This is a genomic window from Streptomyces sp. NBC_00090 (assembly GCF_045160815.1).
GTDB lineage: Bacteria > Actinomycetota > Actinomycetes > Streptomycetales > Streptomycetaceae > Streptomyces.
This window is the reverse complement of the sequence record NZ_CP108224.1, coordinates 4,827,473-4,844,410: the sequence shown is the minus strand read 5'-3', so window position 1 is coordinate 4,844,410 and position 16,938 is coordinate 4,827,473. Positions and strand designations below refer to the sequence as shown.

Here is a 16,938-nt window from a genome sequence, read left to right as displayed (position 1 = left end):
CGAGCCACAACCTCCGCCCCGAGCGACACACCCGCCCCCCCTGAACGGCCGCCCCTAGCCGGCGGCGGGCCGCAGCAGCTCGTACTCCAGCTCCTGCGCCGTCTCGCTCCCCGGCACCGGCACCCGCTCACCCGTCGCCACGAACCCGAAGCGGCGGTAGAAGGCGGCGGCCCGCGCGTTCTCCTCGTGGACGTACAGCCGCACCCGCGCGACCGGCGGCTCCGACAGCGTCCACGACCACTCCACACCCGCCCGGAACAGCGCGTCGATCACACCGCTCCCCCGCGCCCCGGGGCGTACGTACACCCCGACGATGTGCGTCTGCTCGACCTTCGCCGCCTCGCCGAAGCGCACCTCGTCCGAGGGCCGCTCCACGAGCAGCGTGATCGTGCCCGCCCAGCTCCCGTCCGGCGCCTCGGCCACGAACTGCCGCACGCTCCCGCCGCCGCTCTCGGAAGCCCCCTCGGCCCGCTCCTGCCAGAAGGCGTCCGGGCGCTCCACGGCGGCCTCGTAGGTGTCGAGGAACGCGAGGTGCGCGACCGGGTCCTGGAGCGCGGCCAGCCGGATCTCGCGAGTCCGCTCCCACTCGTCGGCGCGGATCGTACGTATCGAATAGTCCATGACGACGATCCTCGCCATCGCTCCACGCCCCTGACAAGGTCTTTTCCACCGTCGTACCCCGGTACTACGCCCGTGGCCCGGTCCACTCCCGCGGTCCGACGTCCGACCGCCACCCCCTCCGTAGCGTCGACGCCATGATCCGAGCAGAGAACCTCACCAAGCGGTACGGGGACACGACCGTCGTCCAGGACCTCAGTTTCACCGTCCGCCCCGGCGCAGTCACCGGCTTCCTCGGCCCCAACGGCGCCGGCAAGTCCACCACGCTCCGCATGATCCTCGGCCTCGACGCCCCCACCCGCGGCCACGCCACCGTCGACGGCCGCCCCTACGCCGACCACCGCGCCCCGCTCACCCGGGTCGGCGCCCTCCTCGAAGCCCGCTCCCTCCACCCGGGCCGCTCCGCCTACCACCACCTGATGGCCCTCGCCCACACCCACGGCATCCCCCACGCGCGCGTGGAGCGGGTCCTCGCCCTCACCGGCCTCACCCACGTCGCCCGCAAGCGCGTGAAGGGCTTCTCGCTGGGCATGGGACAGCGCCTCGGCATCGCCGCCGCGCTCCTCGGCGACCCGGCCACCGTCGTCCTCGACGAACCGGTCAACGGCCTCGACCCCGAGGGCGTGCTCTGGATCCGCACCCTCCTCAAGTCCCTGGCAGCCGAGGGCCGTACCGTCCTCGTCTCCTCCCACCTGATGAGCGAGATGGCCCTCACCGCCGACCACCTGATCGTCATCGGCAAGGGCCGGCTCCTCGCCGACACCACCGTCGACGAGCTCGTACGGACCTCCGGCGGCGCCTCCATCAAGGTCGTCACCCCGGAGGCGGACCGCCTGCGCGGGCTCCTCCCCGGCGCACGGTTCACCGCGGAGGCCCCCGACACCCTCCTCGTCACCGGCCTCGACGCCCCGGAGATCGGCCGCGCGGCAGCCGCCCACGGCCTCCCCCTCCACGAACTCACCCCGCAGGCCCCCTCCCTGGAGCAGGCCTTCATGCACCTCACCCGCGACGCCGTCGAGTACCAGGGAGCCCCCGCATGACCACCACCGCCAACGTCCCCACCGCTCACGTCCCCAACACCACGGTCCCCACCACCCCCTACGGCCTCACCCCCCTCCGGATCATCCGCTCCGAATGGCACAAGCTCCGGACGGTCCGCTCCACCTGGATCACCGTCGGCGCCGCCGCGGCGTTCCTCCTCGGCGTCGGCATCCTCATGGGCGCCACGTACACCTCGGACGGCGGCGACTCCGACGTCGACACCGTCGTCCTCAGCCTCTACGGCTCCCAGCTCGGCGGCATCGCCCTCGCCGTCCTCGGCATCCTCGTCACCGCGGGCGAGTACCCGACGGGCATGGTCCGCGCCTCCCTCACCGCCGTCCCGCGCCGCCTCCCCGTCCTGTGGGCGAAGGCCGCCGTCTACACCGCCGTCGTCTCCACGCTCTCCCTCGTCACCGCCGTCCTCACCTTCCTCACCGCCCAGGTCTTCCTCTCCGACACCGACCAGGCCGCCTCCCTCACCGACGACGGCGTCCTCGCCGCCCTCGCGGGCAACGCCGCCGGCGTCACCCTCCTCGGCGTCATCGCCCTCGGTCTCGGCGCCGCCCTCCGCTCGGTGCCGGGCGCCATCGGCGCCTTCGTCGGAGGCGTCCTGATCGTGCCCGAGATCCTCGGGATGCTCCCGTACGAGGCGATGGACACGGCCGTCCGGTACTTCCCCACCCAGGCGGCCGGAGCCCTCGGCTCCGCCACCCCGATGCCCGGCGCGGCCTCCCCCGGCGCCGCACTCCTCGCCCTGTTCCTGTGGGCGGCCGCGGCACTCGCCGTCCCCGCCCTGTTGCTCAAGCGCCGGGACGTATGAGGATGATGACCGGATGATCACGGAGGAGACACCACCCACGGTCGGGGCGACGGGTCTCAGCAGGCACATCCAGCGCCTGCTGACCCGGACGCGGGCCTTCGACGCCCGGCACCCCTGGGTGTGGGACGCCACGCTGACCCTCTCCTGGACCGCGGCGGCCCTCGTGGACGCGGCCGGCGGCTGGCGGAACACCGCCCGGGACCCGTCGGTACCGGTCGGGCTCGTGGTCGTCCTCAGTCTGGCCCTCACCCTGCCGCTCTACTGGCGCCGCCGCCGGCCCATGACGGCGCTCGCCGTGATGGCCTGCGCCGCGCTCGTCAGCGACGCCTCCGGGGCCTTCCTCCAGGCCGGATACCTCCAGACGATCCCGGTCTTCCACATCGCGCTCACCCGCCCGCCCCGAGCGCTCCTGTGGTCCTTCGCCCTCATCCTTCCGCCGCTCGTGACGGGCGCGGTCCGCTTCCCGCAGGAGACCTGGGACCAGCGCGTCGTCCCCATCCTGTGGGCGTACGCCCTCGTCGCCCTCCTCGGCATCGTGGTCCGCTCCCGCCGGGACCACACCGCCGGACTCGTCGACCGGGCCCGCCGCCTGGAGATCGAACGCGACCAGGAGATACGGCTCGCCGCCGCGGCCGAACGCACCAGGATCGCCCGCGAGATGCACGACATCATCGGCCACAACCTCTCGGTCATCACCGGCCTCGCGGACGGCGGCCGTTACGCGGCGGCCAAGAGCCCGGAGCGCGCCGCCCAGGCCCTCGACGCCATCGGTACGACGAGCCGTCAGGCCCTCGACGACCTGCGCCGCCTCCTCGGCGTCCTGCGCGACGACGAGCAGGAGGCGGTCCGTGATCCCCAGCCCACCCTGGCCGACCTCGACACCCTCCTCGCCGGCGTACGGAAGGCGGGCCTCGCGGTACGGCTCGACCTCCGCGACGAGCCGACGACGCAACCGCTCGCGCCGGGCGCCCAGCTGACGGTCTACCGGGTGATCCAGGAAGCCCTGACGAACACCCTCAAGCACGCGGGCCCCTCGGCGCGGACCACCGTTCTCCTGGCCTACTCCCCGAAGCAACTCCTGGTGGAGGTGGTCGACACGGGCACTCCGACGACCGCCGAACCCCACCGGGGCCAGGGCCAGGGCCTCACCGGCATGCGCGAACGCGCGGCACTCTACGACGGCCACGTCTCCTGCGGCCCCCTGCCGGCCGGCGGCTGGCGCGTCCGTCTCCGACTCCCCCTGGAGGACTCCCCCTCGTGACGACCGTACTCATCGTGGACGACCAGCCGATGCAGCGCTTCGGCTTCCGCATGCTGCTGGAGAGCCAGGACGACATGACGGTCGTCGGCGAGGCCTCGAACGGCACCGAGGCGATCCGCCTGGTCGACCGCCACCGCCCCGACGTCGTCCTGATGGACATCCGGATGCCGGGCCTGGACGGCATCGAGGCCACCCGTCGTATCGTCGCGAACGGCGACCGCACCCGGATCCTGATCGTCACGACCTTCGACCTCGACGAGTACGCGTACGAGGGCCTGCGCGCCGGCGCGAGCGGCTTCCTGGTGAAGGACGCCCAGCCGGAGGAGCTCCTCGCGGGCATCCGCGCGGTCGCGAGCGGCGACGCGGTCGTCGCCCCGAGCCTGACCCGGCGCCTCCTGGACGCCTACATCCACCACCTGCCGCAGCCGGCCGCGGCGGCCGCCCCGCCCGAGGAGGACCCGCGTCTCTCCTCCCTCACGGAACGGGAGCGCGAGATCCTCACGGTCGTCGGCCAGGGCTGGACGAACACGGAGATCGCCGAACGGCTCCACCTCGCGGAATCGACGGTGAAGACCCACGTCGGCCACGTGCTGGCGAAGACGGGCGCCCGCGACCGCGTCCAGGCGGTCATCCTGGCCTACGACACGGGCCTGGTCTCGCCGGCCTGACCGGCCGACGGACTGACGGACTGACTGACGGACGGACGGCGACGAACCAGCGGGCCGCGAGGCCCGCGAAAGATTCCGGCCCCGGAACGCAGAAAAGCCCCGCACCATAAGGTGCGGGGCTTTCCCACAATGATTGTTCGGCGGCGTCCTACTCTCCCACAGGGTCCCCCCTGCAGTACCATCGGCGCTGAAAGGCTTAGCTTCCGGGTTCGGAATGTAACCGGGCGTTTCCCTAACGCTATGACCACCGAAACACTATGAAGATATGAACCGCCGCACCACCCACAAGAGGGGGGCGTGTTCGTTACTTCAGAACTAACACAGTGGACGCGAGCAACTGAGGACAAGCCCTCGGCCTATTAGTACCGGTCAGCTCCACCCATTACTGGGCTTCCACATCCGGCCTATCAACCCAGTCGTCTACTGGGAGCCTTACCCTCTCAAGGAGGTGGGAATACTCATCTCGAAGCAGGCTTCCCGCTTAGATGCTTTCAGCGGTTATCCCTCCCGAACGTAGCCAACCAGCCATGCCCTTGGCAGGACAACTGGCACACCAGAGGTTCGTCCGTCCCGGTCCTCTCGTACTAGGGACAGCCCTTCTCAATATTCCTGCGCGCGCAGCGGATAGGGACCGAACTGTCTCACGACGTTCTAAACCCAGCTCGCGTACCGCTTTAATGGGCGAACAGCCCAACCCTTGGGACCGACTCCAGCCCCAGGATGCGACGAGCCGACATCGAGGTGCCAAACCATCCCGTCGATATGGACTCTTGGGGAAGATCAGCCTGTTATCCCCGGGGTACCTTTTATCCGTTGAGCGACGGCGCTTCCACAAGCCACCGCCGGATCACTAGTCCCGACTTTCGTCCCTGCTCGACCCGTCGGTCTCACAGTCAAGCTCCCTTGTGCACTTACACTCAACACCTGATTGCCAACCAGGCTGAGGGAACCTTTGGGCGCCTCCGTTACCCTTTGGGAGGCAACCGCCCCAGTTAAACTACCCATCAGACACTGTCCCTGATCCGGATCACGGACCGAGGTTAGACATCCAGCACGACCAGAGTGGTATTTCAACGGCGACTCCACCATGACTGGCGTCACGGCTTCAAAGTCTCCCACCTATCCTACACAAGCCGAACCGAACACCAATATCAAACTGTAGTAAAGGTCCCGGGGTCTTTCCGTCCTGCTGCGCGAAACGAGCATCTTTACTCGTAGTGCAATTTCACCGGGCCTATGGTTGAGACAGTCGAGAAGTCGTTACGCCATTCGTGCAGGTCGGAACTTACCCGACAAGGAATTTCGCTACCTTAGGATGGTTATAGTTACCACCGCCGTTTACTGGCGCTTAAGTTCTCAGCTTCGCCACACCGAAATGTGACTAACCGGTCCCCTTAACGTTCCAGCACCGGGCAGGCGTCAGTCCGTATACATCGCCTTACGGCTTCGCACGGACCTGTGTTTTTAGTAAACAGTCGCTTCTCGCTGGTCTCTGCGGCCACCCCCAGCTCACGGAGTAAATCCGATCACCAGTGATGGCCCCCCTTCTCCCGAAGTTACGGGGGCATTTTGCCGAGTTCCTTAACCATAGTTCACCCGAACGCCTCGGTATTCTCTACCTGACCACCTGAGTCGGTTTAGGGTACGGGCCGCCATGAAACTCGCTAGAGGCTTTTCTCGACAGCATAGGATCATCCACTTCACCACAATCGGCTCGGCATCAGGTCTCAGGCTTAATGCGTGACGGATTTGCCTATCACACGCCCTACACCCTTACCCCGGGACTACCACCGCCCGGGCTGGACTACCTTCCTGCGTCACCCCATCGCTTACCTACTACCACCTTGGATCGACGGCTCCACCACTTTCCTTTCCCCGAAGGGTCCGGAACGGCTTCACGGCCTTAGCATTAATGGGCTCGATATTGGGCGTTTCAAAGCGGGTACCGGAATATCAACCGGTTGTCCATCGACTACGCCTGTCGGCCTCGCCTTAGGTCCCGACTTACCCTGGGCAGATCAGCTTGACCCAGGAACCCTTAGTCAATCGGCGCACACGTTTCTCACGTGTGTATCGCTACTCATGCCTGCATTCTCACTCGTGAACCGTCCACAACTCGCTTCCGCGGCTGCTTCACCCGGCACACGACGCTCCCCTACCCATCACAACACCCGTTGGGGCTATACGCTGCAATGACACGACTTCGGCGGTACGCTTGAGCCCCGCTACATTGTCGGCGCGGAATCACTTGACCAGTGAGCTATTACGCACTCTTTCAAGGGTGGCTGCTTCTAAGCCAACCTCCTGGTTGTCTCTGCGACTCCACATCCTTTCCCACTTAGCGTACGCTTAGGGGCCTTAGTCGATGCTCTGGGCTGTTTCCCTCTCGACCATGGAGCTTATCCCCCACAGTCTCACTGCCGTGCTCTCACTTACCGGCATTCGGAGTTTGGCTAAGGTCAGTAACCCGGTAGGGCCCATCGCCTATCCAGTGCTCTACCTCCGGCAAGAAACACACGACGCTGCACCTAAATGCATTTCGGGGAGAACCAGCTATCACGGAGTTTGATTGGCCTTTCACCCCTAACCACAGGTCATCCCCCAGGTTTTCAACCCTGGTGGGTTCGGTCCTCCACGAAGTCTTACCTCCGCTTCAACCTGCCCATGGCTAGATCACTCCGCTTCGGGTCTTGAGCGTGCTACTGAATCGCCCTATTCGGACTCGCTTTCGCTACGGCTTCCCCACACGGGTTAACCTCGCAACACACCGCAAACTCGCAGGCTCATTCTTCAAAAGGCACGCAGTCACGACCCATTGGGTAAACCCAATGAGCGACGCTCCCACGGCTTGTAGGCACACGGTTTCAGGTACTATTTCACTCCGCTCCCGCGGTACTTTTCACCATTCCCTCACGGTACTATCCGCTATCGGTCACCAGGGAATATTTAGGCTTAGCGGGTGGTCCCGCCAGATTCACACGGGATTTCTCGGGCCCCGTGCTACTTGGGTGTCTCTCAAACGAGCCGCATGAATTTCAGCTACGGGGGTCTTACCCTCTACGCCGGACCTTTCGCATGTCCTTCGCCTATCCATACGGTTTCTGACTCGTCTCACAGCCGGCAGACTGTGAAAGAGAGATCCCACAACCCCGCATGCGCAACCCCTGCCGGGTATCACACGCATACGGTTTGGCCTCATCCGGTTTCGCTCGCCACTACTCCCGGAATCACGGTTGTTTTCTCTTCCTGAGGGTACTGAGATGTTTCACTTCCCCTCGTTCCCTCCACATGCCCTATGTGTTCAGGCATGGGTGACAGCCCATGACGACTGCCGGGTTTCCCCATTCGGAAACCCCCGGATCAAAGCCTGGTTGACGGCTCCCCGGGGACTATCGTGGCCTCCCACGTCCTTCATCGGTTCCTGGTGCCAAGGCATCCACCGTGCGCCCTTAAAAACTTGGCCACAGATGCTCGCGTCCACTGTGTAGTTCTCAAACAACGACCAGCCACCCATCACCCCACCGGACAAGCCGATGAGTTCACTGGGGCCGGCATCACGAAGGCAACGACCATACGGCCGCACCCTCAGATACCCAACAACGTGCCAAGCGTGAGCCACCCACCGGACTCTTCTTTCCACGCCGAAGCAGTACTCGAAGAACCATCAGGTTCACTCACGCCAACTAATCAACGTTCCACCCATGAGCTGACCGTGCAGAACATTTGCCTGCAATCGGTACTGTGCTCCTTAGAAAGGAGGTGATCCAGCCGCACCTTCCGGTACGGCTACCTTGTTACGACTTCGTCCCAATCGCCAGTCCCACCTTCGACAGCTCCCTCCCACAAGGGGTTGGGCCACCGGCTTCGGGTGTTACCGACTTTCGTGACGTGACGGGCGGTGTGTACAAGGCCCGGGAACGTATTCACCGCAGCAATGCTGATCTGCGATTACTAGCAACTCCGACTTCATGGGGTCGAGTTGCAGACCCCAATCCGAACTGAGACCGGCTTTTTGAGATTCGCTCCGCCTCACGGCATCGCAGCTCTTTGTACCGGCCATTGTAGCACGTGTGCAGCCCAAGACATAAGGGGCATGATGACTTGACGTCGTCCCCACCTTCCTCCGAGTTGACCCCGGCGGTCTCCTGTGAGTCCCCATCACCCCGAAGGGCATGCTGGCAACACAGGACAAGGGTTGCGCTCGTTGCGGGACTTAACCCAACATCTCACGACACGAGCTGACGACAGCCATGCACCACCTGTATACCGACCACAAGGGGGGCACTATCTCTAATGCTTTCCGGTATATGTCAAGCCTTGGTAAGGTTCTTCGCGTTGCGTCGAATTAAGCCACATGCTCCGCTGCTTGTGCGGGCCCCCGTCAATTCCTTTGAGTTTTAGCCTTGCGGCCGTACTCCCCAGGCGGGGAACTTAATGCGTTAGCTGCGGCACCGACGACGTGGAATGTCGCCAACACCTAGTTCCCAACGTTTACGGCGTGGACTACCAGGGTATCTAATCCTGTTCGCTCCCCACGCTTTCGCTCCTCAGCGTCAGTAATGGCCCAGAGATCCGCCTTCGCCACCGGTGTTCCTCCTGATATCTGCGCATTTCACCGCTACACCAGGAATTCCGATCTCCCCTACCACACTCTAGCCTGCCCGTATCGGATGCAGACCCGGGGTTAAGCCCCGGGCTTTCACACCCGACGTGACAAGCCGCCTACGAGCTCTTTACGCCCAATAATTCCGGACAACGCTTGCGCCCTACGTATTACCGCGGCTGCTGGCACGTAGTTAGCCGGCGCTTCTTCTGCAGGTACCGTCACTTTCGCTTCTTCCCTGCTGAAAGAGGTTTACAACCCGAAGGCCGTCATCCCTCACGCGGCGTCGCTGCATCAGGCTTTCGCCCATTGTGCAATATTCCCCACTGCTGCCTCCCGTAGGAGTCTGGGCCGTGTCTCAGTCCCAGTGTGGCCGGTCGCCCTCTCAGGCCGGCTACCCGTCGTCGCCTTGGTAGGCCATTACCCCACCAACAAGCTGATAGGCCGCGGGCTCATCCTTCACCGCCGGAGCTTTTAACCAGCCTCCATGCAGAGGCCGGTGTTATCCGGTATTAGACCCCGTTTCCAGGGCTTGTCCCAGAGTGAAGGGCAGATTGCCCACGTGTTACTCACCCGTTCGCCACTAATCCACCCCGAAGGGCTTCATCGTTCGACTTGCATGTGTTAAGCACGCCGCCAGCGTTCGTCCTGAGCCAGGATCAAACTCTCCGTGAATGTTTACCCGTAATCGGGTCGACACCACGAGAGCGGAACGATCGAGTCGGAATAAGACCGATCGTTCACAGCGTCCTCGCTGTGTGCCACCCGGCTAGGGGTGGACTTTTTCAAAGGAACCTCGACCATCCGAAGATGGACGGGGTATCAACTAATCTGGCGTTGATTTTTGGCACGCTGTTGAGTTCTCAAGGAACGGACGCTTCCTTTGTACTCACCCTCTCGGGCTTTCCTCCGGGCTTCCCTTCGTTCTTGCGTTTCCGACTCTATCAGATCTTTCCGATCCGATTTCCTCGGTGCTTTCCGGTCCCGTTCGCTTTCGCTCCGGGCCCTTCCGGCGGTTCCGACTCTATCAGATCCTTTCGGCGTCTGATTCCCAGTCAGGGGGGTTTGTCTTTCCGGCTGTTGGGCCGTTCCGACGTCTCAAACTCTAGCGGATTCCCCCGTCAACTCATAATCGAGTCTTTCGAATTGAATTTCGGCATGCCGAAATTCTTCCCGGTGGGGAGATCGTGCTGAGTAGAGGTGCCGCATCAGCGGCGGGAGTGGCTGTCGAAGAACCGTTCCGGCTCCGTGACAACTCGGAGAACATTACGCATCCGGCGGGGGCGTGTCAACCCCCGGCCGGTGGCGGCGGCGGTGGCCTCAGTCCAGGTCCTTCAGGCGGCCGCCGGCGTCCGGCTGGGTGAGCTCCACGCGGCGCAGGAGGCGGATGAGCACCTCGCCGAGGACTCCCCTCTCCTCCGTCGTGAGGTCCTGGAGGAGCTCCTCCTCGAAGTCCGTGGCCATGCGCATGGCCTCCAGCCACTTCGAACGACCCTCGTCAGTGAGTTCGACGATCACGCGGACCCGGTTGTTCTCGTCGCGGTCGCGGGTGACCAGGCCCTCGCCCGCCATGCGGTCGATGCGGTGGGTCATGGCGGCCGGGGTGAGGCCCAGCCGCTTGGCCAGCTCGCCCGGGCCGAGCCGGTAGGGCGCTCCCGCGAGTACGAGGGTCTTGAGGACCTCCCACTCCGCGTTGCTGATGCCGAGGTCGGCGAGCTGGCGGCCGTACGCCACGTTCATCCGGCGGTTCAGCCGGCCGAGGGCGGAGACGACCTTCTCCACCTGGGGGTCGAGGTCGCGGTACTCGCGCTGATAGGCGGCGATCTGCTCGTCGAGGCTCGGCTCCTGGAGGGGCTGCGGGCCGGGTCGCTCGGGGGTGTCGGACATGCCGAAAGTATTCCACGGGCCTCGTTGGCGTTGAAGTCCTTCGGTGTGTACTGTTAAGGCGTTAACTTTAGGGTTTAAGTCTTCAAGGCTCAGGGCTACATCTCTGAACCTGCGACCGAAGTGGGTGAGTGTGACCAAGGCGAGGGGCGCTGCGATGCGCCGGATTCAGGCAGGCAGCGCGCTGAGCGCGTTCGGACTCGGCTTCACCGTGCCGTACCTCTATGTGTACGTCGCTCAGGTGCGGGATCTGGGCGCGGCGACCGCGGGCATCGTTCTCGCCGTCTTCGCCATGGCCGCGCTCGTGGTGCTGCCCTTCAGCGGGCGGGCCATCGACCGGCGCGGGCCGGTGCCCGTGCTCCTCGTGGCCTCCGTCGTGGCGGCCATGGGCGCCGTGGGCATGGGCTTCGCGTCCAGCGTGCCGGCGGCCGTGGGGGCCGCGGCGCTGCTCGGCGCCGGTACGGCGGTGCTCCAGCCGGCGCTCGCCACGATGATCGTCTGGTGCTCGACGCCGGTGGGCCGCACCCGTGCGTTCGCCATGCAGTTCTTCCTGCAGAACCTCGGCCTCGGTGTCGGTGGTCTGATCGGTGGCCTGCTGGTCGACACGAGCCGGCCGGGCAGCTTCATCCTGCTGTTCTCGATCGAGGCGGCGATGTTCCTGGTGCTCGCCGCGGTCGTGGGGACCGTCCGGATGCCGGGCTCCCCCGCGCTCCGGGACACCCGTCCCTCCGAGGGCGGGAAGGGTGGCGGTGTCCGCGCGCTGCTCGGGCACAAGGCGATGGTGCAGCTGTGCGTCCTCGGCTTCGTCCTCTTCTTCGCCTGCTACGGACAGTTCGAGTCGGGCCTCGCCGCGTACGGCACGGAGGCCGCCGGGATCCAGCCGTCGACGCTCGGGATGGCGCTGGCCGCCAACACGGCGGTCATCGTGGCCGCCCAGTTCCTGGTGCTGAAGTTCGTCGAGCGCCGCAAGCGGACCCGGGTGATCGCGGCCGTCGGTCTGATCTGGACCGTGGCGTGGCTCATCGCCGGGTACGCGGGGCTCGGGCACGGCAGCCAGGCCATGGCGACCGCGGCGTTCGTCTCCACGTACGCCCTCTTCGGGCTCGGCGAGGCGATGCTGTCGCCGACCGTGGCGCCGCTGGTGGCCGATCTGGCGCCGGAGTCGATGGTCGGTCAGTACAACTCGGCCTTCGCGCTGGTCAAGCAGCTCGCGCTGGCGGTCGGTCCGGCCGTGGGCGGGCCCATGGGGGCCGCGCTGCACGGTCCGTACATCGTGACCTTCGTGCTCTTCTCGCTCGGCATCACGTTCCTCGCGGTCCGGCTCGGCCGGCAGCTCACCCCCGAGCAGAACCAGCCCTCGCTCGCCGCCAAGCCCTCGAAGGTGGTCGCGAGCCACCGGCCCGAGCAGGCGGAGCAGCGGGTCGAGGCCTCCGCCTAGAACGGACCCGGTCGGACCTAGTCCGCGCGGTCCGGCAGGGCGAACTCGCACCAGACCGCTTTGCCGCCGCCCGGCGTGCGGCGGCTGCCCCAGGACGAGGCGATCGTCGCGATGATCGAGATCCCGCGACCCGCCTCGTCCTCCGTTTCCGCCCTGCGGCGGCGCGGCAGGTGGTCGTCTCCGTCCGTCACCTCGATGATCAGTCGCCGGTCCGTGCGGCGGAGGCGCAGCCGCATGGGCGGGGTGCCGTGCTGGAGGGAGTTCGCCACCAGCTCGCTGGTGGCGAGGACGCCCAGGTCCCGCAGCTCGATCGGGAAGCGCCAGGACGCCAGGACCCCGGAGGCGAAGGCACGCGCGCGGGGAGCGGCCTCCACTCCGCCGAGGAGCTCCAGGGCCGCGTTGTGGAAGAGCTCGGCGTTGGCTCCCTTGCGGGAGGGGTGCTGGACGACGAGGACGGCCACGTCGTCGTCGTGCTCGGCGGTGACCCCCAGGGCGCGGAGCAGCCGGTCGCAGACGACCTGCGGGGTGCCGCTCGCGCCGGAGAGGGCGCGGGCCAGGGCGGCGACGCCCTCGTCGATGTCCTCGCGGCGGCGCTCGACCAGGCCGTCGGTGTAGAGGACGGCGGTGGAACCGGGCGGGAGGGCGATGGAGCCCGAGGTGTGCAGCCAGCCGCCGGTGCCGAGCGGCGGGCCCGTGGGGTCCTCGGCGCGCCGGACGGTGCCGTCCTCGTCCCGTACGAGGATCGGGAGGTGGCCGGCGGAGGCGTAGACGAGCTTGCCCTCGTTCGGGTCGTGGATCGCGTAGACGCAGGTGGCGATCTGGCTGGCGTCGATCTCGGCGGCGAGGCCGTCGAGGAGCTGGAGCACCTCGTGCGGGGGCAGGTCCAGGCGCGCGTACGCCCTGACCGCGGTGCGGAGCTGGCCCATGACGGCGGCGGCGCGCACGCCGCGGCCCATCACGTCGCCGATGACGAGCGCGGTGCGTCCGGCCCCGAGGGTGATCACGTCGTACCAGTCGCCGCCGACGGCCGCGTCCGTGCCGCCGGGCTGGTAGGTGGCGGCGATCCGCAGGTCGTCGGGCTGCTCCAGCTCCTGCGGGAGCAGGGAGCGCTGGAGGGTGACGGCGGTCTCGCGGTGCCGGCGCTCGCTGGCGCGGAGCCGCTCGGCGGCCTCGGCGTGGTCGGTGACGTCGGCGGCGTGGACGAGGACCCCACCGCCGTCGAGGTGGTGGCTGTCGACGGGCAGGCAGGTGACCGTGTACGAGCCGCCGTCCTGGGTGCGGCGGGACTTGACCGTACGGGGCTTGCCGCTGCGCAGCACCTGGTCCATGAGGGGCAGCAGGCCGAGGTCCTCGGCCTCCGGGCAGGTGTCGGCGACGGTGGCGCCCGCGGGGCGGGGGCCGAACGCGGCGGCGTAGGCGTCGTTGACGTACGCGATGCGGTGCTCCGGGCCGTACACGAGCGCGACCAGGCCGGGGAGACGGCCGAGGAGCTCCCGTACGGAGAAGTCCTCCAGGGCGGGGACGTCGGCGGCGGTGTCGGCGGCGGTGCCGAGCTGCTCCAGCTGCTGCCCGTACTCACCGCGGGCGGCGGGCACGGAGCCTTCTGGCCCCCGCGCCGCTCGGCGCTGCGTGCCGGGGAGCCGGGCGCTCCAACGGGTGAAGTTCACGGATCTGTATGCCTCGTGGTGTCGGTGCCGTGCAGAGTCACGCTGTGCAGGTGTGAGCCCACCTATGGTCACACGTCCAGTGTGGACGAGTGCACTGACAGTGATGTCAGGACGACGGCTTGTCGCCATGGTCGGGTGGCGGTGCGGCGGCGAGTTCGAATTCGGCACGCGGGTGTTCCAGCGAGCCGAGGGAGACGATTTCCCGCTTGAACAGGCCTGACAGGGTCCATTCGGCGAGGACGCGGGCCTTGCGGTTGAAGGTGGGGACCCGGCTGAGGTGATAGGCGCGGTGCATGAACCAGGCCGGATAGCCCTTGATTTTACGTCCGTAGACGTGGGCCACTCCCTTGTGCAGCCCGAGGGAGGCGACGGACCCCGTGTACGCGTGCGCGTACTGCTTGAGCGGGCGGCCGTTCAGGGAGGCGGCGATGTTCTCCGCGAGGACCTTGGCCTGGCGGACGGCGTGCTGGGCGTTGGGGGCGCACTCCCTGCCGGGTGCCCCGGAGGTGACGTCGGGGACGGCTGCGGCGTCGCCCGCCGCCCAGGCGTGCGCGACGCCTTCGACCGCGAGGTGCGCGGTGCAGCGGAGCCGGCCCCGCTCGTTCAGCGGCAGGTCGGTGGCGGCGAGGACGGGGGCGGGCTTGACGCCCGCGGTCCAGACGACGGTACGGGTGGGCAGGCGGGTGCCGTCGCTGAGGACGGCGACCCGGTCCTCGCAGGATTCGAGGCGGGTCCCCAGGCGGACGTCGATGTTGCGGCCGCGGAGCTCGCGGATGGCGTACTTGCCCATCGCCCCGCCCACCTCGGGGAGGATCCGGTCCGAGGCCTCGACGAGGACCCATCTCAGGTCCTCGGGCTTGACGTTGTGGTAGTACCGCGCGGTGTAGCGGGCCATGTCCTCCAGCTCGGCGAGGGCCTCCACGCCCGCGTAGCCACCGCCGACGAAGACGAAGGTGAGGGCGGCGTCGCGGAGCCCGGGGTCACGGGTGGAGGAGGCGATGTCCATCTGCTCGATGACGTGGTTGCGCAGGCCGATGGCCTCCTCGACGGTCTTGAAGCCGATGCCGTGGTCGGCGAGGCCGGGGACCGGGAGGGTCCGGGAGACCGAGCCCGGGGCGAGGACCAGCTCGTCGTAGGTCAGCTCCATGCCGCCGGTGCCCTCCTCCTCGGAGGCGAGGGTGGACAGGGCCGCGGTCCGCTTGGCGTGGTCGATGGAGCGGACCTCGCCGATGAGCACCCGGCAGCGGTCGAGGACCCGGCGGAGCGGGACGACGACATGGCGCGGTGAGATGGAGCCGGCGGCCGCCTCGGGCAGGAACGGCTGGTACGTCATGTACGGCTCGGGGGTGACCACGACGATCTCGACGGCGCCGGCTCTGAGCTCGGCCCTGAGCTGCCGCTGAAGGCGCAGCGCGGTGTACATGCCGACGTAGCCACCGCCGACCACGAGAATGCGCGCAGGTTCGGTCACTGTCCCATGACGCAACGCCGTCCGTGGTTTGTCCACAGGCTCGACAAATTGTGTGACCGGAGGGGTACGGAGGCGTGGGGTGGCGCGCGAGGGGGGTACGGGGGAAAAGTCGCAGGTCACAGCGGGCGTGACGGGTGGGGTGGGGGGTTGGAATCGGGAGTGTTCCGGGCCTTGCTCCGATCGGGGGGCGCACCGTACGGAACTCCCCCTTCTGAATTGACCCGGACTCAACTATGTTCGTACTTCGTCGGGGTGTCGGATGGGAGCGCGTGGACCGAAGCGCTCGTCGACCGGGAGCCCCGTGTCAGGGCGGGGAGTCTCCGGGGGGAGACATCATGAGCGGGGGAACGCTTATGCAGATTCAGGATTCACGGTGGCAGTCGGTCGTCGGGACGGCGACCGCCGACGACGGCCAGGGCCAGGGCCTCGGGACGATGTCCCAGGGCGGTGCCGGCGAGCTGCGCAACGGGACGGTGGCTCCGATGGGGGGCAGCAGGTCCGCTCCGCTCCGAGTGGACGCCCAGCGCAATCTGGAGCACGTGCTGCGCGCCGCGCGCGAGGTCTTCGGCGAGCTCGGCTACGGGGCTCCGATGGAGGACGTGGCGCGCCGCGCCCGTGTCGGGGTCGGCACGGTCTACCGGCGCTTCCCCAGCAAGGACGTGCTGGTGCGGCGGATAGCCGAGGAGGAGACCTCCCGGCTGACCGAGCAGGCGCGGGCCGCGCTGGGCCAGGAGGAGGAGCCGTGGTCGGCGCTCTCCCGGTTCCTGCGGACCTCGGTGGCCTCGGGCGCGGGGCGGCTGCTGCCGCCGCAGATCCTGCGGGTGGGCGTGGACGACCCCTCGGGGTCGGTCGGCGCCGAAGCCGGTGACGACGCTGCCCGTGTGCCGAGCCAGCGAGGCATCGTCGAGTCCGACGCTCGGGTGGTCGCGCCGCGCGTGGTGCCGGCCGAGGAGCGGGACGACGCGGGGGCGGCCGAGCTGCTCGACGTCGTCGGCCGGCTCGTCGAGCGGGCGCGTGAGGCGGGTGAGCTGCGGGCCGACGTGACCGTGGCCGACGTCCTGCTCGTGATAGCCACCGCGGCCCCGGCCCTGCCGGACGCGGCGCAGCAGGCCGCGGCCTCGACGCGGCTCCTGGACATCCTGCTCGAGGGCCTGCGCTCCCGGTAGGACGGCGGGGGACGGCGCTTCCGCGATCCGGCTCCGGGGCTCGTGCGCGTCCGCGTCCGCGCTCCGGAGTACTGCCGTGTTGTGGGGTGTGGCGGCGGGCTCCGGTGTCCTCGTTGTGGGCTGTTGCGGTGGGCTCCGGTGTGCTCCCGGGTGCTCCGGTGTCCTCCGGGCGGGTCAACGGGCTTCGCACGAACGTGTGAGCGGTTACGCCCGGATACGGGAAGTCGCCCCGGACGAGTGGTAAGTGGACGCGGCGCTTCGGCGTACCCGCGCTCTGTGGCAGTCTTGGCCGGTGTTCTGG

The 16,938-nt window shown here is 67.4% G+C and carries 10 protein-coding genes and 3 rRNA genes; 6 read left to right on the top strand and 7 right to left on the bottom strand.

Annotated features, from left to right (window positions below):
• Positions 1 to 54: 54 nt before the first annotated feature.
• Positions 55 to 621, bottom strand: coding sequence for a GNAT family N-acetyltransferase (locus OG361_RS21590; protein WP_405855890.1), 567 nt, complete (start codon positions 619 to 621; stop codon positions 55 to 57).
• Positions 622 to 755: 134 nt separating this feature from the next.
• Between OG361_RS21590 and OG361_RS21585 the strand changes: the two genes are divergently transcribed.
• Genes OG361_RS21585 through OG361_RS21570 form a run of 4 tightly spaced genes read left to right on the top strand, consistent with a single transcriptional unit; the run spans position 756 to position 4,408 of the window.
• The gene (locus tag OG361_RS21585; RefSeq protein ID WP_405855888.1) at positions 756 to 1,658 is read left to right on the top strand and encodes an ABC transporter ATP-binding protein; all 903 of its coding nucleotides are present in this window, start codon (positions 756 to 758) and stop codon (positions 1,656 to 1,658) included.
• Complete coding sequence (locus OG361_RS21580; protein WP_405855886.1) at positions 1,655 to 2,479, top strand: ABC transporter permease; 825 nt, start codon at positions 1,655 to 1,657, stop codon at positions 2,477 to 2,479. Before OG361_RS21585 ends, OG361_RS21580 begins: the two co-directional genes overlap by 4 nt.
• A 13-nt stretch (positions 2,480 to 2,492) precedes the next feature.
• On the top strand, positions 2,493 to 3,740 hold the full coding sequence (locus OG361_RS21575) for a sensor histidine kinase (protein ID WP_405855884.1): 1,248 nt from the start codon (positions 2,493 to 2,495) through the stop codon (positions 3,738 to 3,740).
• Complete coding sequence (locus OG361_RS21570) at positions 3,737 to 4,408, top strand: response regulator (RefSeq protein ID WP_405855882.1); 672 nt, start codon at positions 3,737 to 3,739, stop codon at positions 4,406 to 4,408. Before OG361_RS21575 ends, OG361_RS21570 begins: the two co-directional genes overlap by 4 nt.
• 135 nt (positions 4,409 to 4,543) lie before the next feature.
• On the opposite strand, the gene rrf is transcribed toward OG361_RS21570, so the two are convergent.
• The 4 genes from rrf to OG361_RS21550 form a co-directional block, all read right to left on the bottom strand.
• A 5S ribosomal RNA gene (rrf, locus tag OG361_RS21565) occupies positions 4,544 to 4,660 on the bottom strand.
• A gap of 87 nt (positions 4,661 to 4,747) precedes the next feature.
• Positions 4,748 to 7,871: ribosomal RNA gene (locus OG361_RS21560) — 23S ribosomal RNA — on the bottom strand.
• A 289-nt stretch (positions 7,872 to 8,160) separates the two neighbouring features.
• Positions 8,161 to 9,686: ribosomal RNA gene (locus tag OG361_RS21555) — 16S ribosomal RNA — on the bottom strand.
• The 16S, 23S and 5S rRNA genes sit together here, the layout of an rRNA operon.
• Positions 9,687 to 10,331: 645 nt before the next feature.
• On the bottom strand, positions 10,332 to 10,898 hold the full coding sequence (locus tag OG361_RS21550) for a MarR family winged helix-turn-helix transcriptional regulator (protein ID WP_384572076.1): 567 nt from the start codon (positions 10,896 to 10,898) through the stop codon (positions 10,332 to 10,334).
• 154 nt (positions 10,899 to 11,052) lie between these two features.
• Between OG361_RS21550 and OG361_RS21545 the strand changes: the two genes are divergently transcribed.
• Entirely contained in the window at positions 11,053 to 12,333 is a 1,281-nt protein-coding gene (locus tag OG361_RS21545; RefSeq protein ID WP_405855880.1) for an MFS transporter, read from the top strand.
• Positions 12,334 to 12,350: 17 nt separating this feature from the next.
• Here OG361_RS21545 and OG361_RS21540 read toward each other — a convergent pair whose 3' ends face one another.
• Together OG361_RS21540 and OG361_RS21535 are read right to left on the bottom strand one after the other, a co-directional pair.
• On the bottom strand, positions 12,351 to 14,000 hold the full coding sequence (locus tag OG361_RS21540) for a SpoIIE family protein phosphatase (RefSeq protein WP_405855878.1): 1,650 nt from the start codon (positions 13,998 to 14,000) through the stop codon (positions 12,351 to 12,353).
• 106 nt (positions 14,001 to 14,106) lie between these two features.
• Complete coding sequence (locus tag OG361_RS21535; protein ID WP_405855876.1) at positions 14,107 to 15,471, bottom strand: NAD(P)/FAD-dependent oxidoreductase; 1,365 nt, start codon at positions 15,469 to 15,471, stop codon at positions 14,107 to 14,109.
• 353 nt (positions 15,472 to 15,824) lie between these two features.
• Here OG361_RS21535 and OG361_RS21530 point away from each other — a divergent pair, with 353 nt between their 5' ends.
• Positions 15,825 to 16,637, top strand: coding sequence for a TetR/AcrR family transcriptional regulator (locus OG361_RS21530; RefSeq protein WP_405855874.1), 813 nt, complete (start codon positions 15,825 to 15,827; stop codon positions 16,635 to 16,637).
• The last annotated feature ends 301 nt before the right edge of the window (positions 16,638 to 16,938 follow it).